The following is a 22475-nucleotide window of genomic DNA, read 5'->3' on the forward strand; positions in this document are numbered from 1 at the left end:
ATTCTGGACAGGCGAGACTTTCAAATATGCCAAAATTAGATAAACTGCACGGTTAACGGAGAATATTATGACCGTAACCACCGCCAAATGGAGTCTAGAAGACTATCACCGCATGATTGAAATCGGTCTTTTAGAAAGTCGTCACGTCGAGCTATTGAATGGAGAAATTGTTAATATGTCACCAGAGGGGCCGGAACACGCCCAACTTAGTACCGATACGGCTGACTACCTGCGAGAACTCCTGACTCACAAAGCACTAGTGCGCGATGCTAAACCCATTACCATCCCAGAAAACAATTCTGAACCCGAACCAGATTTAGCAATTGTCGAACCAAACCGCGCTATTTATCGAACCCGTCACCCTTACCCAGAAAACATCTTTTGGCTAATTGAATACGCTAATAGCAGCTTAAACAAAGATTTAGATATCAAACGCAAAATCTATGCAACTGCTGGAATTCAAGAATATTGGGTTGTAAACTTAAAACATCACCAAGTGAAAATCCTACGTCAACCAGCCGATGGTGATTATCGCTCGGAAATTACTTTGACAGAGGGAGAAATCAGCCCTTTGGCGTTTCCAGAAATTACCATTTCTGTACAGCAATTGTTGAAAGGGGAATGTTAGAAATAAATGTAGAGATGTTGTCAGGACTTACGCAACTGGCATATTCGTAGGGTGCGTCAGACTCGATAATTCGTTAACAATCAACAGATTTTCAACATCTGACGCACCTTACAATCTTACATTGAGTGTGACACGCAGCTTTAGTCCTAGTTGTATGCAACATCTCTACAAAATCTCCAAAATCACAATCAGCTAATAATTAGTCCGCGCAGGCGGACTTTGTTTGTGTAGCCAAGCCACTGCGTTGGGCGGCTCCGCCGACTTGGAGCATGTGGCGCGCGACTTCAGTCGTCCGGTAACTAAAGCTTCTGCAACAACTCCTGAGTTAACTGATTAAACGCTTTAGAACCAGCCGAATTAGGACTAAGCAAAACTGCCGGCATAAAACTATCAACAGCCTTAGCGACATTCACATCAACAGGTATTTGTGCTTTACAAATTTTATCTACACCGAAATCTTCAACAACGCGGTGCATTACTTGTTTGTAATATCTACCATTCAGCAAATTAGCGCTAGACATACTAAACACAATTCCCAGCATTTTGATATCAATCTTCGCTTCAAATTCATGACTATCTTTTAACTGAGCAATGCGTCTTTCAAGTAATTGAATACCCACAACAGATAAAGGTTCTGGTTTAGCAGGCAAGATATAGAAATCACTAGCAGCTAAAGCGCTACGAGTCAATAGATTATAACCAGGAGCACAATCTAAAAGAATAAAATCATATTCTTCCCGCACTGGTTTTAAAATGTTATTAATCAAAACCCTTTCAAAGCGATTCCAAATTCTTTCAAAGTCCTGTTCACCCAAAGCCACAGATTGCTGATGCAGCATTTCTGAAACCACAAATTCATCATACAAGTCAATATCTCCCGGTAATAAATCCAGTCCTGGGAGATTACATACTTTTGACTGAACGATATCATGAATCGTCAGTTTAGCATCAGGTTGAGGATTGATAACTTCGTCTAGCAGATACCTAAAAGTTTTTCTTTGTTTGCGACGCTTGGCAAATTCCAAAGGCGACATTAAACTAAGGGTGGCACTAATTTGGCTATCTAAATCTAAGACAAGTACCCGCTTACCATAATTTTTCGCTAAACAAGTAGCTAAGTTAACAGTGAGTGTAGTTTTACCCACACCACCTTTCATATTTGCAGTTGCAATTACATATCCCATTGCTTAATTCCTCTAATGACGCATTCCCATCTAGGTAGCGTACACATTACCTGATTTATTTAAACCTTCGCTAAATTTAATCTTTTTCGGGATGCAAAAAAGTTCTTTTAGCGATATGTTATCCCTGGAAGCAGTCAGATTATATCAGCGTGGGGTGCATTCAGTCTAAGAGGTTGTTTGAAAAGTATTAGGCGAATATAATAGAGCCTCCGGCACGCTTCGCGAACGCTACTACACTAGCATTGTCCACCTCCGTGGACTAACGCAAAATCAAGGGTTTTCTAACCCACGGAGGTGGGTTTTGTCTGTGTAGCCAAGCCACTGCGTTGGGCGGCTCCGCCGACTTGAAGCATGTGGCGCGCGACTTCTAGTCGCCAGGGCTAGTAATAAATTAGACTTTTAAAACATCCTCTAAGAGGATGTTTTAAAAGTCTTGGGCGAATATAATAAAGCCTCCGGCACGCTTCGCGAACGCTACTACACAGGCAAAGTCCACCGACCTGGTCTAACGAAAAATCAACATTTTTAACCCGCGCAGGCGGGTTTTGTCTGTGTAGCCGCGACTTCTAGTCGCTTTACAAACATCCTCTAAACTGAAGGTAGGCGAATAGTTGCCGCCAATAAGCTTTGTAGGCGCTGTAGCTGAGGCCCGACTTGGTAAACCAAATCGCCTTTCCCTATCAGGTAAGCGGCTACGCTTGATGTACCACCTAAAATAATTTTTGAATCTGCTTCGCTTTTGGTACTTAGTGCGACTCGTCCGGGTAAATTTGAGCGAATAATTGGGGTGACAATACTGGCTTCTGGGCGTTGTGTGGCGATAATCAGATGAATTCCCGCTGCCCTTGCCATTGCTCCTAGACGTTTGATACTTTGTTCTAGGACGGTGCGGACTTCTTTTTCTGCCATAAAATCGGCATATTCATCAAAAATGCAGACAATACGGGGTAGAGGCTGGGAGGAACGTTGATTATAGGTGGTTAAATCAGCACATCTAGCTTTTTCAAACTTTTGGTAGCGGGACTCCATCTCTGCAAGTAGTTCTTCCATCAGTTCTACCGCGCGATCGCTATCTTTGACAACTGGGGAATATAACCAAGACATCTGCTCAAACTCTGGAAAGGTAACTCGCTTGGGATCAACTAGAGCGATTTTCAGATGTTGGGGAGAATGGCGGTAGAGTAGACTTAGAAGTAGCGATCGCAAAAATTCACTCTTTCCGCTTCCAGTACTTCCCCCAACCAAAAAGTGACAAGTATTCGGATCAGATAAATCAGCCTCTAGCAACTTACCATCAATACTTACCCCAATTGCAATTTTTATCGGTGCTGTCGGTGGCAAAAATTTCTGTTGAATATATTCTTCAAACTTGGCAATTTGCCTATCTGTACGCGGTAAATCAATACTCACATATCCAGCTTGAGGCGCAATTAAAGGCGGATATTCTAACCCCAACTGCACTTGTAAATCAGCAGATAATTTCAGTATTGAAATAACTTTTACACCAAGATTAGGTTTAAGTTTTACCCGGATAAAAGCAGGCCCAACAGCAGCACCTTGATAGTCAACACCAACACCAAAAGATTGCAGAGTATTAACCAAAGTTTCCCCTATTTCATCAGCATTGATAACTGTCTCCTCCCTTGGTAAGGGGAGTTGAGGAGGATCTAAATTTAGCTCAACATCAATAGATTGCTCCTCCTGGAAGCGCTGGGGGGAATCAGATTCAGCAACAAACAAAGTCTGACATTTTTTCTGCTGGGGGCAAATTTCGCAGAGGTGAGGCTGGGTTGTAGCAGGTGGTGGGTTAGGATTTGGAGATTCCCAATTCAACCATTGCTGCATCTGTAATAATTTGCGGGGAATCAATTGATGAACTGTATTTTCTAGCTGTTCCCAAGAATATCGATACTCTTTAAACTCTGGCAAAACACAGTAAACCGCTGAATCAACAGGTGCTTTTTTCTTCTCCCATAGCATATAACTATAGAGAGAAACTTGGGCTAATTGTGCTGCTGGATCTACAGGCTGATAGGTTTTGAACTCCACCATACAAAGGCGCTTTAATTCACAGTTAAAAACTAAGCAATCAAATTCTCCTCTTACCCGTTGCTTTGTCCCATCTGGTAAATTAAAATAATGTTCAATACTGCGCTCTTCAGAAATAAAAGTATTACCAATAACTGTTTCAGCACTGCAAAAACGCCGATTGATTATTAATAATTCAGTAAATTGTCTAATTAGTCCTTGCATTCCCTGCCAAACTTGCAATAATACAGATGCTTTGCTAGCATCTTTACTAACAGATTCTTGTAAATAGGGAAAAAATTTGATTTGATAAAATATTTGTTTAATTTGCGAGTAAGTTTCGTCTATATTTAGCTGGGATGCGGGTAACTGAAACAGTAATTTAAATTGTGGATCTGTAAGAAGTAACTTCACAAAATCATCTGCTAATTGGTGAAAGAGGTTACCAATCCCAACAGCGGCATTTTTAGGACAAAATATTGCCTTATCACCAAATTTATGATTTAGATAAAATAGTCGGGGACATTCAAAAGCAACTCTGACTTTAGTAGCAGTTAAAGATGAATTTTCAGATTTATCTGTTGATTTATTAAAATCATTCTTTACCATAGTAAAAATATCACTGACAGCATTAGGGTTAGAAATTTCGAGTAAGCGACGATGGACAGCAGCTAAATAAACCGTATCCATTGCTGCATATTGTAGCTGCTTTTGACTCAGAGGGCGCTTTCCCCAGTCGCTTTTTCCTTCATCTGCATCAACATTGGAAAAGTGGCAAAGTTCGTACGCTAAGGTTTTAAGTTTTAAGTTGGTAGTTTGTAAAACTTGGCGCTTAATCTTTTGAGCTAATTTTAAAGTACAAGTTACATTTTGTGCTAGAGTTTTTCCTAAATACTTTAAATCAAAACCAGAGTTATGAAAAACTTTTTCAATTTGGGGATTAACCATGATTTGGTTAATAAAATAATCTGCTAAATCCTGTTTACCCAACACATCGAACAGGTAAGCAGATTCACCTGTAGAATCTGTAGGATCAGCCAATACCTGAATAAGTGCTAACTTTGGATAAGGAGTATCCCAATCAGCAACTTCTGTGTCTACCCAGAGGGTTTTAGCTAAGGCTAGTTGAGATATTTGCTTATAAATTTCAGCAGCGTCTTTCAGGTAATGCATTAGCTGATATAAATAAATTGTACTGGATAGATTACTTTTGAGGAACTAAGCAAATTAATTGAGCTTCTGGCTTTGCTTTGGGGTCAAGAATTTTAATTTTATTCTCTTGACATAGTTGTTGAATCAATTCATTAATTTGAGATTCGCTAACTGTATTAAAGGTGCTACGAGCATTTTTAATTAAAGTTTGTGTCCCCAAAAAATGATGACTTGCGACTAGATTAAATAGAAAATCTTTACATTCTATTAACTCTAGTAACGGAGTAGGAGGATCATTTTTAATTATCCCTAGCTCTCCCAATAAAGTACATTTATTCAAAATTTCAGACTCACGGATTAAAGTTTCTAGTCTTGGCAAAGTAATGGATTTTCCATTAATTACTAATTCTTGAGATTTTGCAGAATTTACAAAACTTAGGTATGTTGCTAAGTAATGAATAGAAGCAAGATTTGGCTTAATATGATGATGATTAGTAGCTGTAAAAATCTGTCTATAAATTTGATTTCCAGAAAGGTTTGGTTTTCCCAAATCTCCAGCGCGGATTAAGTAAAGAGATTGACATAGGTTGTTTTGAATTACTGTTTGGGAGGCATTCATTACATAATAAAAACTCTTCATGTTTAAATCCTCTGTCCAAACTATACCTACTTTTTGCCCATTTACCGGATGTTGATAACTTAAGGAATAAGTAGCAAAAGTTCCGCTTAAAAGTTTAGGCTTAACTGCCTGGATTTGTAAGGCAGATATAGCGTATTTCAACATCTGAATTAACTCAGATGATGATAGCGAAGATATCCTAGTAATTTTTTCCTTGCTGTTCTTATATTCTTTATGCCATAGCAACTGTAATTCTGATTGAGTCTTCTCAGATCCTCCTCCGGCTCCTCCGTTTAATAGTGAGAGTTTATAGTCTTGATATTTATCACGGCCTAGAATTAATGTATTTCTAGGCATGGTTTTACCCCCAGGGTAGGTTATGTCTAAAATTTGCCGATTTAGAGGAAAAATTTCGGATTTAGGTCTAGGATTCGCTAGTTGATGTAATGGCTTAAGTTGATAAGCCCAAAGTGCTTCTGCTTGTTCCAGTGTAATATTTTTTAACTGAATTGTTCGATGTATTCCTGCTTTATCGGCTGGGAAAATACGATCTAAATGACGTTTTAATGTATCTGTAATAACGCTGATAATCACCAAAAAGTTTTTTAGGTTATCCCCATGAATAGTTGTGTTGACATTGAAAAAAGGTTGTATTTCCAGGAAGCCTTCTGGTAACTGGGGCATAGTGTCTAAATTGTCAAAGCATAAAACAATTGGTTGGGTTTGTGTAGAGATTCTGCCAAAGTTTGCCAAAATATTTTTCGCAGCATCTTCTGTATCGATGCAGTTTCTTACCTTGAGTTCTTTCATGGAATCTTCACTTAAGTTATCTCCGCGTAACCATTCACAAGCCAAGTCATATAATTCTGGATTTGCCAGGTCGTGCAGCACTCCAAAAAAGATATCAGCGTTATAAATACCTGTTCTTCTATAAGTCTCCTTGAGGTGGTTAATGAATCTTTGACGACTGCTTTTCAGCGCTTCCCAAAAATTATCTTTAAATATTTTGTCTTTTATATCAGTTTTTGTAAATGCTGATAAACTTTTGAGCCATAACATTAACTGTGATTCTTTTTCACCTTCTGGAACTTGAATTAAACTATCAACAGTACGACTCAAAATATGCCGCCAGATATTGCTACTATCAGCCCAGTTACAGAGAATATATGCGAAAAAGGCTTTGGGGTTGAGAGTGCGTTTGAGCCGACCTAGTAAATAACTTTTTCCTGAACCAGAATCACCGACTAACAAAACTGTGCAGCTACGATGATCTTTACCTACTACGTCGAGTAAATGTTCAATAGCTATTATTGCCTCTTTATGAATTGATTCAACCATCAGCGTCGAATCTTGCTTGTCAGCCCAAAAATTATTAGCCTTTAAATTGATCACGCCAAAAGGGTTGACCTCACGTTTAATAATGTCGTTGATGTCTGTCATAGATACACGTTAGTGAGAGGGCGAACTGTTGAAAGAAAAAATGAAAAATATATAAAAGGCTGTTAATTGACTATGATAAAGAACAGTTGACCACCAATATTTTGAGGAATTCCAGCGTCAATTTGTTCTGGTGTGTAAGCGCTGACTTCTTGCAACGCGCTCAAATCAATTTTGTCAGCCTTTTGCAAACGATACAGCGCTTGATCTAATTCATCCCGTGACATTGGCGGTTGTAATTTTTGCCGTAGATGGAAAATGGGTAAATAATTTTCTGTACCCAATTCTTTGTCTAATTTCTCGATAATTTGTAAAATTTCTTCATCATTGGGATTGATGATTGTTTCTACACCTGACTTTTCAGCGTTAGGTGGTATAGGAGAAGCTGCTTCTGGCTTAACTCGTAAAGTCTTCCGCAAAAAGCGCAAGTAATTATTCAGCAATTCCAAGCTGATAGCAGGGTTAGAGCCTTTGTTAGGACTGTATTCATCCCGCAAAAACTCAATTCCTCTTTCAGTTAGCCAAACCTCAGCTTTAGTTCTTTGAATTTTGATTTCGGCTGCAATCAAACCCCGCTCACTCAAGCTTTTCAATATCTCGCTTCGTTCAGCAGCTTTTAGCGAGGTGATTTCGCTGGGGGCGATTTTACCAGCAGCTTTACTTATTTTCTCTAGCGCTTTACGTTCTTTGTCGGTGATGGGTAACTCCGCTGAGTCGAGTTTCAGCAGGGCATCACCAGGGGGTAAAATTTTAACTGTGGCAATCTCACGAGAATAGTCTACCAATTCGCGATCGCCTAAATCTCGACAAATTTTGTTTTTCTCACTTTTAAAAGAACTGAAAAGGCTTGCACTCAAAAGAGCGCGATAATTCTCACATCCCAATAGCTTTAAGACAAACTTTAACTCTTTCGTATCCATGGGGGCAATCTTGCTGTATATGACTCAGGACTACTTTAGCTTGAATGGCAAAAATTTACACAGTTTTCCCATTGTACTTTTAATTAGTAAGTATGACTGCTACACGATATGAGATCCCCTATTCACTATTTCCTGATTCAGCAATTTTCTCTACAAAAAAAATATTTACCCCCGCACTTGGCGCAACACCCCAAACGCCTTACCCCGCAACCAAATAGGTAACAACGATAACCCTAAACCAGTCCACGCTTTAGTAGTTGAAAAAGACTTACCCGCCAAAACTAACTCCCTCCCCTTTTGGGTTTCCCCCTTCTCAATTAACCGCAAACCTAATAATAATTGCGTTTCAGTTAAGCGATTTTGTCTAATTTTTTCTAATTTCTCTGACTCAAACTTATAACTTTCTAAATAGCGGACTTTATCAAATAAATAAGGAATTGCTCGATTAATTCCTTGCTGTTCTGCATGGACTCGATATTCCATCAACAACTCTGGTAGATAATAGCCCTTTTTCCCAGCCTGGGCTAGCCGCACAAATAAATCATTATCTTCACAATTTTGCAGATTTGGCAACATAAAGCCCAACTCTTGCAACGTTTGACGACGAAATAATGTCGCCCCAACTTGAAAGCTTTGCTGAATAAATACAATTTCTAGCAAATTATCAACTACACCTGCGGGTAAATTCTTTCTTCCCCAGCGCCGAGAATTTTCTTGAGTTTGCGCTTCATCTCGGAGATTGTTAATATCAATTATCCAATGGTCTGTACCGACAAAATCAATGCTATAATTTTGATTAAGTATAGCCGCAGTCCGGGCGAGAAAATCGCTAGTTAGTCGATCATCATCATCAAATTTTATAAAATATTGCCCCCTAGCAGCATCAAAGCCAGAACGCATATTATTGCTTTTACCAATATTTTGTGGATGACGGATGTATTTAATTCGCTTGTCTGTGTACTGTGACATCAACTCAGGTGTGCTATCACTTGAACCATCATCACAGATAATTAATTCAAAATGTTTTTCGGATTGATTCAGTACACTTTCAATAGCGTAAGGTAGTAAGTGAGCGCGATTAAAAGTAGGAATACAAACAGAAATTTTAGGCATAATAGAGATATTTAATAATCTAACAAAAGACTAAAAGGCGACTAGAAGTCGCTACTACACAAGCAAAGTCCACCTCCGTGGACTAATCCAAAATCAAGCGCTGTCTAACCCACAGAGGTGGGTTTTGTCTGTGTAGCCGCTAATCCAAAATCAAGCGTTTTCTAACCCACAGAGGTGGGTTTTGTCTGTGTAGCCAAGCCACTGCGTTGGGCGGCTCCGCCGACTTGAAGCAAGTGGCGCGCGACTTCTAGTCGCTTTTCAAACATCCTCTTAGGCTGGTAATTGGTAATTGGTAATTGGTAATTGGTAATTGGTAAGTTAATCTCTAATCCTCAGCCCACCTCATAATTTATTCTGAGTCTAATAGCAAAACCCATCTTTAGACAACTGAAAAAACCCTTACAGTCCGTTTTAACCGACTTTAGCTACTAGCCCTGAACTTTAGTTTTGGGGCTGCTGCGGCGGCTTAAGGTGCAAGTTCATAAAGAAATGGTATAAATTAGCATGAGGTTTCTAGAAATAGCTTAGAAGTATGGTAGACAATTTACACCATACCGTCAAAGTTTATATATGAATATCTTAATGCTATCTGCTACCTTTCCCTATCCGCCAACGCGGGGGGGAACCCAAGTGAGAACGTTTAATTTACTGAAATATATCAAACAACGCCATTCTATTACTCTGATAACCCAACGCCAAGGCGATGTCACCGACGCAGAGATAGCAGAATTACAGGATTGTGTTGATCATCTAGTCGTTTTTGATCGTCCTCCAGATTTGGGAACTAGCACGGGAATACTGAAGAAAATTCAGCGCTTTGGCAGGTTTTTACTACAGGGGACACCGCCAAGTGTACTTAACCGTTACTCAGTGGAGATGCAAGAGTGGATTGATAACTTTGTGAAAGCGGGTAAATGTGATGTGATTACCTGTGAACACAGCGTCAATGAAATTTATGTGCGATCGCATTTCCAAAAAAAGCTAAAAACTATAGTTAATATCCATAGTTCTGTTTATGGTACTTGTCGTAATCAGTTAACTACTGGCATCACTGAAAATAGGTTGAGAGATCAAATTAATTTGCCCCTTTTGCGTCGTTATGAAAAAAGCTATTGTGCTAAATTCTCAGAAATTGTGGTGACAACTGAAGAAGATAAAATACAACTGCAAGAGTTTAACCCTCATGCTATAATTACAGTTATTGCCAATGGTGTAGATTTGGCTGCCTTTCCCAATCGTATCAGCAATGCGGGGGGGCAGAGGTTAATTTTTATTGGGGCGATGGATAATTTAGCAAACATCGATGCTGTCTGCTTTTTCAGCAACGAAGTTTTACCAGAAATCCAAAAACTTTATCCAGATACAACTTTTGATATTGTCGGTTCTCGTCCTGCACCAGAAGTTTTGGCACTCCAAGAAAAACCAGGTATTAATGTAGTTGGAAGAGTGCCTTCTATGGTAGAGTATTTACACCAAGCTACCCTCTGTGTTGTGCCAATGCGGACTGGGTTTGGCATTAAAAATAAGACTTTAGAAGCAATGGCGGCGGGTGTGCCGGTGGTGGGGAGCGATCGCGGTTTGGAAGGATTAGCGGTAGATGGGGCTACAATACCATTACGGGCATTACGTGCCAATCAACCCGCAGAATATATTGCAGCTATTAGCCAAATATTTGATCAGCCACAACTCCGTAGTCAACTATCTCGCAACGGTAGAGAACTAGTAGAATCTGAGTTCACTTGGGAGATTGCTGGTAAACGTTATGAACAAGTCTGTTTTGGGGAAGTTTAAGAAATGGGTAATAGGTAATGGGTAATGGGTAATGGGTAATGGGTAATAGAAATCAATCGCCAATCCCTAATACCCAATCCCTAATACCCAATCCCTAATACCCAACCCCTAATCCCCAATCCACAATCTCCAATCTCAATACCAGGAAAATATATGAAATTTAGCAGTTTTAAAAGTTCTCTCCCGTTGATTTTACTCAGTTTTAGTTTTTGGCAATCGGCTGTTGCACAAACTCCTGTAGCTGTAAATTCCCAGCTATCTCAAGAAGTTGCTAGACTGCGACAACAGGGTTCCCAGGGGTTGCAAACATTTCTCAATTCCCATGCTTCAGCTATGGCTTCCCCAGAAACCCGCGCCGCTTTAGATGCACTTTGCCAGCAGCGGGACTGCTACGCCTCTCGTCTCTACTGGTATACTGATATAGAGCAAGCCAAAGCAGCAGCTAAAGTCAGCGGTAAACCTATACTATCTCTGCGTTTATTGGGTAGGCTAGATCAGGATTTGAGTTGTGCTAATAGTCGCTTTTTTCGGGTGGCGCTGTATCCAAATGCTGAGATTTCTCAATTCCTGGGTAAGCGGTTTATCTTGCATTGGCAGTCTGTGCGCCCTGTGCCTAAAGTGACAATTGATTTTGGGGACGGACGGCAGATGGAACGGACGATTACAGGCAATAGCATTCACTACATTCTTGATGCTGAGGGACGTCCGATTGATGCTATCCCCGGTTTATATGGGCCTAAGGCGTTTTTGCGTCAGCTACAGCAGGCGGAAGGGACTTTTAAAGAGTATAGCAAACTCGCATTAGGCGATCGCCAACTCTTCTTACAAAAGTACCATAGCGATCGCCTAAATACTATCCAAAGCCAATGGGTAAAAGATTTATCGCGGTTAGGCATCAAATCCCCTCCCAAACTGGCAGAAAATCCCACACCTACAGCAACAATAGCAGGCTCTCTAGCGGTTTCTAAAATGGTAGTAGAACGCCCCATGCTTAAAGCTATCCAGCCTGCCCAACAAAATCAAAATGCCTTAGTAGAAATCACCGACGAAAAAGCTTGGAATAAGATTGCTCAACTCTATGCCGTCGATGCCAAGCTAGATAAAAATAGCATCTCTTTAATCAAAGCTAAAAAGTTTCATTCTGGCAATAATCAAATAGATAATTTATTGGCATTAGTGAAAAACTTTGAAACCACAATGGCTGTAGATACAGTCAGGAATGAATATATACTACACAACCAAATTCATCAATGGTTTATCCAAAATAACCAGACAAGTAATGTAGAAAGCCTCAATGAAAAGGTTTATGCTGAACTGTTTTTAACTCCTAGTTCTGACCCCTGGTTGGGACTTTTGCCCAGTGATAGCTACAGCGCCCTAGATAATGATGGCATCCATCAACCTGCTGTCAAGTCAAAATTAAACAATTAACTAAAGTTGGTTTCTTGTCTATATTAACAAATATAGGCAGGAAACTATATTGACTGTATCTAAGTAAGTAGGCGAAAAGAAATCAAACTATGTTAAGCAAAGTAAAAATTATTGAAATTTGCTCGTAGTGAGGGCTTTAGCCCTCACTACCAACCTTGAATTATTTACGCCAACCTACTTAGTTGTAATTCAAAAAATAGCTGATTGAGTTATCCCGAACTGGCTGTAAGTATGCGGCATTTACGTTTATCTAATTCCACAATTTATCATTACCAAGGCTAATACTGACCTTAAAAATCTAGTGAAGGGTGCGATAGCGTTCGCCAAGCGTCTCGTAGAGAAGTACTGCTGCTTTCAGCAGATCGCATATCTGATTTGGTACGTTACGCACATTAATCGGTGTGGGAAAGTCTTTTCTGGTGAGGATGATGACTTAAACAAGTTGGGATCAGCTTCGATCAAGGTTCCCCATTTTCACTGGGCTTAAAGATAAAAATCTGCCCCTGAGTCGCAATAGACCTATTAAATGAGTTGCAAGCTTAAGATTTCTGATGTTTTTAAAAACATTGCTTAATTAATTTCGCCACAGTATAATAAGTTAAGAGTGAATAATAGCCCTAAGTAAATTTTTACTTTAGGGCTATTGGCTGAAATATTATATCCATTTCTCCCTGACTACTTTTGCACGGAAACCAGGGTATGGGTATTTACAGTTAACTCGAACAGCTTTATGGCTGTGAATTTACTTTGACCAAAATCCAAACAGTCTAATGGCTGTTAATTTATGATGGCACAAAATCAAAACCTTCGCAACAACGAGCCTACTAACAGCACTTTGAGCTTAACTTCAGAGATTAAGACGCCAGAAGATTTAGCAGAACTTGAAGCGCGCTTACATAACCTTTCCCATGATGACCAAGCCATCAAAATCATCCAAGAGTTCTCTAAGAACCTGGGAAAGACAGCCAAGCGTCAACAAGTTTTCAACAAAGAAGCTGCTCTAGTGCTTAAGCCTATTGAATATCAGGATGTTCTTCAGAAGGGTCTGATACATCCAGAAGAAGACCCATTTTGCCTTTTGCAAGGTGACATTGTTAGTACAGATGCAGCCTACATCCTCGGTGATCGTATTACAGGTAACAAATTTGTCATAGCTACTTCAACTTGTGATCTTGTTCCACAACGTCGTAAATATGCAGCATTATTGAGTGTGTCACCCATTAGTAATAAAGATTCAGATGCCAAGCAATTACTTTCAGAGTTACTAACGTTTAAGTCCACAAAACAAATGTATCTTCCACCTTTACCGGGTGATGCACCTAATGTAGTTGGCAATGCTGTGCTATTTGATGGGATTGTATCAATAAAATTAGAAGACTTACTACTATCTACCCGACATGCAAGCTTGAGTTTAGTGGGATGGCGCATTTTTGGCTCTCTAGTTCGCTCGATTATGGTTCGTGCTGGTGAGAGTGAGGTTAAAATGCGGTCAAATATACAGCAGCAAAGCAGCCAAGAATAACATAGTAATTTTAGGGTTGGTAACACCGATCCTAAATCTATCAATCAACACTATTCTTATAGTCAGCGATTTACTAGCCAAGGGGTCTTTCGATTTCGTCAGGGTTGAGATTTACTTCATCATCTAAATCAACCTCTAGACCTTCTGGCATTAAAGGCTCAAAACTATCACGAGTTGGCAGTTCAGGTATACTACCCAACATGGTGATTGTTTCCATTAACAAACTCATGCTTTCAGCATCTGGATGTTTCTGTGCAACGCGGACAGTACGCAACAACACACGCAATCCTCCACGCAAGCGCTCAACATCACGAGCCAGACCTAGGAGTTTTTGAAAGTCATGCTCCTCAAGGATGCGGTATTGTCCAGTTTTTGTGCTTAAAATAGCAACTTTGCCATCTTTGACAGGCTCAAGAGCTTTTCCGCCTTCTGTACGGAATTTTTCAAAAGACTGCCAATTGGGGCCGTTTTGTAAATTAATAGATTTTTCTGTTGTGAACTCCATGTTTACACCTCCCTCTACATATCTTAACCAAAAAACGTTGTAATTGCATTGGTATTTCGTTGTTAATAATAAACTTTTACCACTGATGGAAACCTAAAGTTGCAAACCTCACCCCAATTTTTGAATTCTTGACGCTGTTGATTTCAGTAATGAAACCTTATTCAACAACGCCAAAATCATCCCTATGCTTTAAACGTCAACACCGGACTCAAGCGTGCTACTACATCCACCATTTGGGCTTCAACTTGGATATCAATCACAGACTGAATCGGTTTGTAGGCTGCGGGTGCTTCCTCAATGCGGCGTTCTTCGCGCAAGGTGATGCAGTCAACTCCGGTTAAACCTAGTTCGGCTTCAGTTTCCGATGCACCTCTGCGGTTAAGGTCGAAACGAGTACGAATTCTTCCCGCCCCATGTGATGCAGAATTACAATATGCTGGATTTCCCTTGCCTACCATCAGGTAAGAATAATCACCCATCGAACCAGGGATAATTACAGGTTGTTCTGGATGTGCGGGACAAGCACCTTTACGCGTTACCCAACCCTGACCGAATGGTAAGGTGATATTGTGCGGCAAGTCATAAACTAGAGGCGCTTCCACATCTCCGTAAACTTCCCGCAACCGCAAACGCAGCAATTCCGCTAACAGCAGACGATTAACAAAACCGTAGTTAGCAGCAGTTGCTTCAGCTTCTAGATAACCAGCAACTAGTTCGGGGTGGGAATGAGTAGAAAGAGGAAAAATCTGAGATTCAGGATACTTTAAACCCTTTTCCCATGAGGCTTTCGCTTTATCTCGCCACATGCCCCCGATATATTTACCCACATTCCGGGAACCAGAGTGAATCATAAAAGCTAGCTGTCCCTCACGCACTCCCCAAGGGTAGGCTAAAGCGCGATTTTCGACTTTGTCAACTCGCTGCACTTCTACAAAATGATTACCACCGCCAATGGTTGCTAGTCCACCATCGCGCACAAGTCCAGTGTCGGGAACTAGTTCTTCTGGTGCAAGTCGCCAGTTTCCAGCCATTGAACCACCTAAAAAGATGCGTTTGCCGAAGGCATCGGCGCAGCCATCGCACTCTTGAGAAAGTTGTTGCCAGTTGGAATTGACAAAACTACCTGTAGGTGCATCTAGCATCCCATCTATCCAACCGGGAACCCCATACTGAAATAGAGATTGCATGGTTTGGGCTGTCATGGTGACATCTCGCGTACCGAAAAAGTAATCACCCTTGATCAATTCTACAAAGCGATCGCGTTTTGCTAGGAATTGATCAATAGTTAAATCAGCGATGTGTAAACGCATTCCGCAATTAATATCAGAACCGACAGCCGCCGGAATAACTTGTCCTACAGTTTCCACGACGGAACCAATAGCGATACCTGCATCACCAGGGTGAAAGTCAGGGGTAGCACAAGCACGACAAACGCAACCACCAGATGGGTGGCGGACGTTTGCCAAATTGGCTAACTGCTTCAGTGCCTTTGCTTCTACAGGGAAACCCTCCGGTAGTAGGACTTCTGCTGCTGGGGCATTTGGAGAATTAGCTAAACGGACAGAATAAATGCTGTTTTGATAACTTACATCTAAACCCTGGCGCCCTAAAGCACGCAGGAGACGTTGAATATTTTTTGGCTGCATGAAGTTTTTCAGAGCCTTAAACAAGACTCTTTGTTTTGAAGAGATTAACGAGACATGGGTTCAGCAGCCGCGTCTCAAGTGGTAGGGGGTCATTTTCCCGGAATTGTGGGGAAAGTAACAGGTTAATCTTAACTAATTTGTTGATAAGTTGCCAAGCTGCCGACAATTTCAAATCGCTAAAGTTGAATTTTATAGATTTGTAAAGTTTCCCGTACTCTCTAGTCAACTGGAGAGTTTACGATGAATTTAGGGCGAATTTCCGCCAAAAATCAGTAACAGTAGTACTCAAACAAGCTGATTTTTGACGGCATGCATTCAGGCATGATGGGCATGAATGTAAATATAGATTCTCTGAAAAATGCTGCTGACTTTGACAAAGATTTTATCCGTCAGATGGTTCCTCACCATCAGTCAGCAGTCATGATGGCGCAGACAGTTCTCAAAAATGCTACTCACCCACAAATTCGCCATCTAGCTCAAGCTATTATCAAATCGCAAACTGCTGAAATTCAGCAAATGCAGCAATGGTATCAAACTTGGTCTTAATCATTTTTTCCTTTTTTCATTCAATTCTTTAAACTTATGACACTCCAACTCACAGTTCCCGGTATGGCTTGTTCTGCCTGTGCTAACAACATCACCAAAGCACTGCAAGCGGTTGATGCTAACGCCAGCATTCAAGCTGATCCTCAAACCAAGCTTGTCAATGTAGAAACTCAAGCTTCAGAAACAGCAATTAAAGAAGCCTTGGCTGCTGCTGGCTATCCCGCTAACTAATTTCCGTTCTGAGTCAAGACAGTGCTAATTGCATATAACTGACGCATTAAGTACAAAATGTAGGGGCAATTCATGAATTGCCCTTAGTAGTCTGCCGAATACATTTTGACAGGTAAATAAAACTTTCATTCTTCCTTCCTTCTTTCCTTCGCGCTATGCAGCATCCTTTGCGGTAGCCTGCGGCACGCCCTTCGGTCTACGTTCCTTTATCCTTCAAACTTTAGTTAACAGAGTACTAGGGTAAATCGAGGGTTTCATATCATTTTTGCGTAAGTCTTATTGCACTCAAAACTCAAAACTTAGAACTACTAATAATATGGATAATCTCACACTCAAACTTCGAGGTATGAGTTGTGCCTCTTGTGCCAATAACGTTGAGCAGGCAATTCTCTCTATTCCTGGGGTGATTGACTGCAACGTTAACGTTGGTACGGAGCAAGCCACCATTAAGTACGATCGCCAGCGAGTCAATTTAGAGAATATCCAAGCCGCTATTGATGCTGCGGGATACTCATCTTACTCACTCGACGATCAAAACATGGGTGAAGATGATGCCGAGAAAGCGAGTAATTTAGCTGAAAACCGGGAACTTAACCTCAAGGTGATGGTGGGCGGTGTAATTAGCATTTTCCTATTTTTTGGGTCATTGCCCATGATGACTGGGGTAAATTTGCCCTTGATTCCCGGATTTTTGCATAATCCTTGGGTGCAGTTAGTGCTAACGACTCCTGTTGAGTTCTGGTGTGGTGGGTCTTTTTACCGCAATGCTTGGAAGTCTCTTAAACGCCATACAGCAACAATGGATACCCTGATTTCCTTGGGCACGGGTGCAGCTTATTTATATTCTGTGTTTGTTACGCTTTTTCCTGGGTTCTTGCTGGCTCAAGGCTTAGAACCTCATGTTTATTATGAGGTGGCGGCGATTGTTGTAACTTTAATTCTTTTGGGGCGGTTGTTGGAAAGCCGCGCTAAGGGGCAAACATCAGTTGCTATCCACAAACTCATGGGACTGCAACCCAGAAATGCCAGAGTGATTCGCGGTGGGGTGGAGATGGATCTTCCCATCGGGGAAGTTAGAGTTAATGATGAGATTTTGGTGCGTCCTGGGGAGAAGATTCCCGTAGATGGGGAGGTGATTACGGGGGTTTCTACGGTAGATGAGGCGATGGTGACGGGTGAAAGTGTGCCTGTAAAAAAGCAGCCAGGGGATGAGGTGATTGGGGCAACTATTAATGGTGCGGGTGCCTTTGAGTTTCGGGTGACAAGAGTCGGTAAAGATACATTTTTGGCGCAAATTGTCAAATTAGTGCAACAGGCTCAAGGTTCTAAAGCACCGATTCAGCGCTTGGCAGATCAGGTGACGGGGTGGTTTGTGCCGGTTGTCATGGCGATCGCGATCGCTACTTTCGTCATTTGGTTTAACTTCACTGGCAACTTTACCCTGGCTACAATCACAATGGTAGGTGTGCTGATTATCGCCTGTCCCTGTGCTTTGGGTTTAGCTACTCCCACCTCTGTCATGGTGGGAACAGGCAAAGGTGCGGAAAATGGCATCTTGATTAAGAGTGCCGAAAGCTTGGAACTGGCACACAAAATCCAAATTATCGTTCTAGATAAAACGGGAACTTTAACTCAGGGTAAACCCACGGTGACAGACTTTGTGACTGTCAATGGTACAGATAACGGGAATGAACTCCAGCTTTTACAGTTAGCCGCAACGGTAGAACGCAATTCTGAGCATCCCTTGGCCGCTGCGGTGGTGAAATATGCCCAATCTCAACAAGTGAGTTTATCCGAGTCTGCGGTAACTGAATTTGGATCTCAGACAGGTAGTGGTGTCCAAGGTATTGTTGCTGAACATTTGGTACAAATTGGTACACAGCGCTGGTTAGCGGAATTAGGAATTAACACTGTTGCTCTCCAGCAATATCGAGAGGATTGGGAATCTGCTAGTAAAACAGTAATTTGGATAGCTGTAGATGGTGAGTTACAAGGAATTATGGGTATTGCCGATGCCCTGAAACCGTCATCAGCAGTGGCAGTGAAAGCACTACAGAAGTTAGGTTTAGAAGTAGTGATGCTGACAGGAGATAATCGCCAAACTGCTCAGGCGATCGCCCAACTTGTTGGGATCACGGGAGTTTTTGCCGAAGTCCGTCCAGACCAAAAAGCTGCCATTATCCAATCTTTGCAAAATGCCACAGCTTCAAAATCCAAAATTGTCGCTATGGTGGGTGATGGGATTAATGATGCACCAGCTCTAGCACAGGCTGATGTTGGCATAGCCATTGGTACAGGAACAGATATTGCGATCGCCGCTAGCGATATCACTCTAATTTCTGGAGACTTGCAAGCGATCGTCACAGCTATTCAACTCAGTCGCGCCACCATTGGTAATATCCAACAAAATCTCTTCTTTGCTTTTATTTATAACATCATCGGCATTCCCATTGCCGCGGGAATTCTCTACCCCGTCTTTGGCTGGTTGCTCAATCCAATTATTGCCGGCGCAGCCATGGCCCTTTCCTCTCTTTCTGTTGTTACCAATGCCCTGCGATTGCGTAACTTTCAACCAAAACTCACCGCATAATTGCTGAGGAATTTCGCAAATGTTGAACACAAAAACACTTTGGGGAAGCCTTGCTGGTTTAGTGATATTCAGTAATACATCAGGTGCAGTATTAGCAAAAATGCCAGCTTCTACATCAGATCAAACTAGCCAATTTCAACCCATTGAGCAACCTTTGGCATTGAAAATCGGTGTCACCATCGGCGGTTTAGCCTTAATTGGACTAGAGTTATGGTGGTTTCTCTTGAGTAAATCGCCAGCACTGCCACCAATTGCCGAATTGACTAAGAAAAAATAGTAGTGTGCCACCCAATACTTCTCGGTTACAGCAGTTTTTAAATCATTAGACCACTTTATAGGGACACAGCAATACTGTGTCCCTAGGATAATCACTAACCGAAAAATATTGGTGTGCAACTATAATGCAGACACCCAAGAATGAAAACTGAGCCTTTACATAAAACAACAATTCGCGCCTCAGTGTCTCATTAGTTAAGAATATCTGATTTGTAAAAGTAGCCGATTAGAGGTAGTAGGGGGTTTAACTTTGTGAATACAGGAAGGATCTTGAACAAAGCCAAATCCACTCTTACCAGTAATCACTATCTCACTATCTTTGCCGTAATGGTTATATACAGCATCATCAGTTTGGAGATTAGAAGCCAACAACATGCTTAATGGCTTTTGATCACGAGACTTTTTAATCATGACGTGAGGGCCAGAATCTGCGTCAACATCTGTAATGTAGAAATACGATGTCATAAAATTATAACCCGCAACATCATAATGAAAATTAGTTGGTGGGTAGATTTTCTGGATTTCTGCTTCTGATAGGTCTGAAGCAAAACTCCAAGTTAGATGTTGTGTAATCATCGTGGGCCAATACTTGAGATATTTACGGACTATTTCTAAAAGTAAAGAATCATGGACAAGTTGCTGGATAGCTGGACAATCCATCACATTACTTACCAAACCCCGCATCACATAACGCCCACCTCTTAAACGACCATTTTGAACATCCTCTGGGATAAATTCATCATCAAAGCCCGGTTCTGTAGAAGGTATGCGAGTGGCAAACTCAAGAATTTTGGTTGTCATGTTGGCAGGCAGTTGTAGTCCATAACTTACTGAAGTCTCTTCTAAATCTGCCACAAATTTATCAGCTTCCAACCCCGCAAAGATGGATTTATCACTCATTTGCAAACGTTTTTTGTAAGCAGTAGGATTCAAACTCTGCAATTGATTTTGCAAAATACTATATCCCTTGCGAAAACTATTAAATCGGCTAAAGCGCTGACAGTAATGATTTCCTATTCTTTTATTAAAGTCATTCTTTAGGCTAGGCTTAGATGATTCAGATTGCGCTAGTGTGCTATTCAATAAGTTGGTCATAATGTGTTAAGCCAAAAATGTGTTAATGGTTAAAGACTGGATTGATCACCACTCTGTTTGAACAGGAGGTAGCTAGAAGCTGATATAGCGTTTCCTAATCTACTGAGGTACACCCAGACTTTACTAGTTAAAATTTTTAGCTTTAAAAAAGTACCTCACCAGATTGAGAAACCCTACATTATCCCCAAATCAAGATATTTAAGTATGTTGCTCAGACTTGATTTATAGTGGCAAATATTACTTTTTTGTTGCCTAAGTATTCTCTCACAAATCCTTTTGGATTGCTATACTTCAAAAGTGGCTAATTAGACTTGATTTAGCTAGACACACTTTGACCGCCGGAGACTTTTCCAGCTTCGCTAAATTGTTCTAGAGTTTAGCAAAACCTCAGTATCAGCATTGTGAATTTTTCTCTAATTAGAGAATTTACTAAGTTTTGATTTTTCAGATACCTACTCAGAGTGGATGTGAGTTTAAATAGGCTTTTATTTAATTGGTACAATTTTGACATTTTTTTCAAGGTTTCAAATACTGAATTTGATAATTGGCCGCTGTATATCTCTGCCAGTACTGAAAGTAACTGTTTTTCTTGGGGTCTCATGCTAGTTATAGATTAACTGCTTGACTTCAAGTGAAACCCTAAAAATGAACTTTAACTCGCAGAATGTTAGCTCAAACCGTAAACCTAAAACTTTCAATAACCCAGAGCGTTTTATTGAGGGATGGTATTGGGTAATACCCTCTCAAAATCTGCGGGTAGGTCAGGTAAAACCTATCACTATCTTGGGCAGGGAACTAGTAATTTATCGTGGTAAAGATAAAATAGCAGTTACCTTAGATGCCTACTGTCCACATATGGGTGCTCACCTTGCAGAAGGCAAAGTAGAGGGTAATGAATTACGCTGTTTTTTCCACCAGTGGAAGTTTGATTCTGAAGGTATCTGTGTTGATATTCCCTGTTTAGCAGAGCCTCTTCCCGTGAAGTTAAAAAGTTGGCCCACGGCTGAGAAATATGGGATGATTTGGGTTTGGACTGGGGAAACTCCGCAACAACCCCTACCTTTTGTCCCGGAATTGGAGATAGAGGACTGTGTCAGTGCTTTTGGTTCCCACTTCGTGACGAACTGTCACCCTAATGTGGTGATGGTGAACGCTATCGATGCTCAACACTTCAATACAGTTCACAAACTGCTATCAGAATTTATCTTTGACAAACAGGAACTGAATCATAATGCTATTACCTTCAGCAACACTACATTCGGTGGCCAAGATTCTTTTTTGATCAAACTTATCCGTCCCTTCTACAAAAATGCTATTACCTACGATCTTTGCTATTGGTACGGCACTACTGGCACGGTGACAATTGGCCCCAAGTTCATGCATTTCTACGTTATGTTTGCCTTGCGTCTTCTAGAAGGAGGAAAAACCGAAGGTCAGACTATATTTATTGCTAAGAAACATCGAGGGATTTTCGGTTGGTTGTCTAATAGAGTTATGCTTTGGCTGACTAAGATTTTGGTTTACTACTTTATTCAGGCTGACACCAAAATTTTTCAGACGATTCAGTTTGATTTGAAAACCCCCATCAAGGTAGATCAGTCAATCATGCAGCTAATTAACCATGTTGAGCGACAGAAACCCCTAATGTGGGGGACTTGGAACTTAGCGCGATCGCGTGATGGAGAGAATAGGGAAAGCCGCGAGAAATGGCGAGATGATCTGGTTAATGATTAATCAAAGTTAAATTAGTAGATTTTTAAC

The 22475-nt window shown here is 40.9% G+C and carries 17 protein-coding genes; 9 read left to right on the forward strand and 8 right to left on the reverse strand.

Annotated features, from left to right (window positions below; translation table 11 throughout):
• The first annotated feature begins 67 nt into the window (after positions 1-67).
• Positions 68-628 carry a Uma2 family endonuclease gene (locus tag H6G32_RS14825; protein WP_190459541.1) on the forward strand — a complete coding sequence of 187 codons (561 nt, stop codon included), beginning with the start codon at positions 68-70 and terminating at the stop codon, positions 626-628.
• A gap of 299 nt (positions 629-927) precedes the next feature.
• Here the strand turns inward: H6G32_RS14825 and H6G32_RS14830 are convergent, their stop codons facing one another.
• The 5 genes from H6G32_RS14830 to H6G32_RS14850 form a co-directional block, all read right to left on the reverse strand.
• Positions 928-1812, reverse strand: coding sequence for a ParA family protein (locus H6G32_RS14830; RefSeq protein WP_190459543.1), 885 nt, complete (start codon positions 1810-1812; stop codon positions 928-930).
• Positions 1813-2400: 588 nt separating this feature from the next.
• On the reverse strand, positions 2401-5013 hold the full coding sequence (locus H6G32_RS14835) for a DNA translocase FtsK (RefSeq protein ID WP_190459545.1): 2613 nt from the start codon (positions 5011-5013) through the stop codon (positions 2401-2403).
• Between the two features lie 31 nt (positions 5014-5044).
• Entirely contained in the window at positions 5045-7051 is a 2007-nt protein-coding gene (locus tag H6G32_RS14840; RefSeq protein ID WP_190459547.1) for a P-loop NTPase fold protein, read from the reverse strand.
• 62 nt (positions 7052-7113) lie between these two features.
• Positions 7114-7968, reverse strand: a complete 855-nt coding sequence (locus H6G32_RS14845; RefSeq protein WP_190459549.1) for a transcription factor RcaD — start codon at positions 7966-7968, stop codon at positions 7114-7116.
• Between the two features lie 165 nt (positions 7969-8133).
• Positions 8134-9081, reverse strand: coding sequence for a glycosyltransferase family 2 protein (locus tag H6G32_RS14850; RefSeq protein ID WP_190459551.1), 948 nt, complete (start codon positions 9079-9081; stop codon positions 8134-8136).
• A gap of 570 nt (positions 9082-9651) precedes the next feature.
• Here H6G32_RS14850 and H6G32_RS14855 point away from each other — a divergent pair.
• The 3 genes from H6G32_RS14855 to H6G32_RS14865 all read left to right on the forward strand — a co-directional run bounded on the left by H6G32_RS14855 (position 9652) and on the right by H6G32_RS14865 (position 13825).
• A complete protein-coding gene (locus H6G32_RS14855) occupies positions 9652-10872 on the forward strand; it encodes a glycosyltransferase family 4 protein (RefSeq protein WP_190459553.1) in 1221 nt (406 codons plus the stop codon).
• 153 nt (positions 10873-11025) lie between these two features.
• Positions 11026-12303, forward strand: coding sequence for a hypothetical protein (locus tag H6G32_RS14860; RefSeq protein ID WP_190459555.1), 1278 nt, complete (start codon positions 11026-11028; stop codon positions 12301-12303).
• Positions 12304-13087: 784 nt separating this feature from the next.
• Positions 13088-13825 (forward strand): hypothetical protein, encoded by a 738-nt coding sequence (locus tag H6G32_RS14865; RefSeq protein WP_242046604.1) that lies wholly within the window; start codon positions 13088-13090, stop codon positions 13823-13825.
• Between the two features lie 73 nt (positions 13826-13898).
• Here H6G32_RS14865 and H6G32_RS14870 read toward each other — a convergent pair whose 3' ends face one another.
• Both H6G32_RS14870 and H6G32_RS14875 read right to left on the reverse strand, forming a co-directional pair.
• Positions 13899-14330: a hypothetical protein gene (locus H6G32_RS14870; protein ID WP_190459557.1), complete on the reverse strand. Its 432-nt coding sequence runs from the start codon at positions 14328-14330 to the stop codon at positions 13899-13901.
• Positions 14331-14512: 182 nt separating this feature from the next.
• Positions 14513-15976, reverse strand: a complete 1464-nt coding sequence (locus H6G32_RS14875; RefSeq protein ID WP_190459560.1) for an RtcB family protein — start codon at positions 15974-15976, stop codon at positions 14513-14515.
• 321 nt (positions 15977-16297) lie between these two features.
• Here H6G32_RS14875 and H6G32_RS14880 point away from each other — a divergent pair, with 321 nt between their 5' ends.
• The 4 genes from H6G32_RS14880 (at position 16298) to H6G32_RS14895 (ending at position 19620) form a co-directional block, all read left to right on the forward strand.
• Positions 16298-16522 carry a DUF305 domain-containing protein gene (locus H6G32_RS14880; RefSeq protein ID WP_309232604.1) on the forward strand — a complete coding sequence of 75 codons (225 nt, stop codon included), beginning with the start codon at positions 16298-16300 and terminating at the stop codon, positions 16520-16522.
• A 36-nt stretch (positions 16523-16558) separates the two neighbouring features.
• Positions 16559-16753 carry a heavy-metal-associated domain-containing protein gene (locus H6G32_RS14885; RefSeq protein WP_190459564.1) on the forward strand — a complete coding sequence of 65 codons (195 nt, stop codon included), beginning with the start codon at positions 16559-16561 and terminating at the stop codon, positions 16751-16753.
• Positions 16754-17069: 316 nt separating this feature from the next.
• A complete protein-coding gene (locus H6G32_RS14890; RefSeq protein ID WP_190459566.1) occupies positions 17070-19343 on the forward strand; it encodes a heavy metal translocating P-type ATPase in 2274 nt (757 codons plus the stop codon).
• Between the two features lie 19 nt (positions 19344-19362).
• On the forward strand, positions 19363-19620 hold the full coding sequence (locus tag H6G32_RS14895; RefSeq protein WP_190459568.1) for a hypothetical protein: 258 nt from the start codon (positions 19363-19365) through the stop codon (positions 19618-19620).
• 194 nt (positions 19621-19814) lie between these two features.
• Here the strand turns inward: H6G32_RS14895 and H6G32_RS14900 are convergent, their stop codons facing one another.
• Positions 19815-20714: a hypothetical protein gene (locus H6G32_RS14900; RefSeq protein WP_190459571.1), complete on the reverse strand. Its 900-nt coding sequence runs from the start codon at positions 20712-20714 to the stop codon at positions 19815-19817.
• A 645-nt stretch (positions 20715-21359) separates the two neighbouring features.
• Between H6G32_RS14900 and H6G32_RS14905 the strand changes: the two genes are divergently transcribed.
• Positions 21360-22448, forward strand: coding sequence for an aromatic ring-hydroxylating dioxygenase subunit alpha (locus H6G32_RS14905; protein WP_190459572.1), 1089 nt, complete (start codon positions 21360-21362; stop codon positions 22446-22448).
• Positions 22449-22475 lie beyond the last annotated feature (27 nt).

Origin of the sequence: Cylindrospermum sp. FACHB-282, assembly GCF_014697195.1 — a bacterium.
GTDB lineage: Bacteria > Cyanobacteriota > Cyanobacteriia > Cyanobacteriales > Nostocaceae > Cylindrospermum.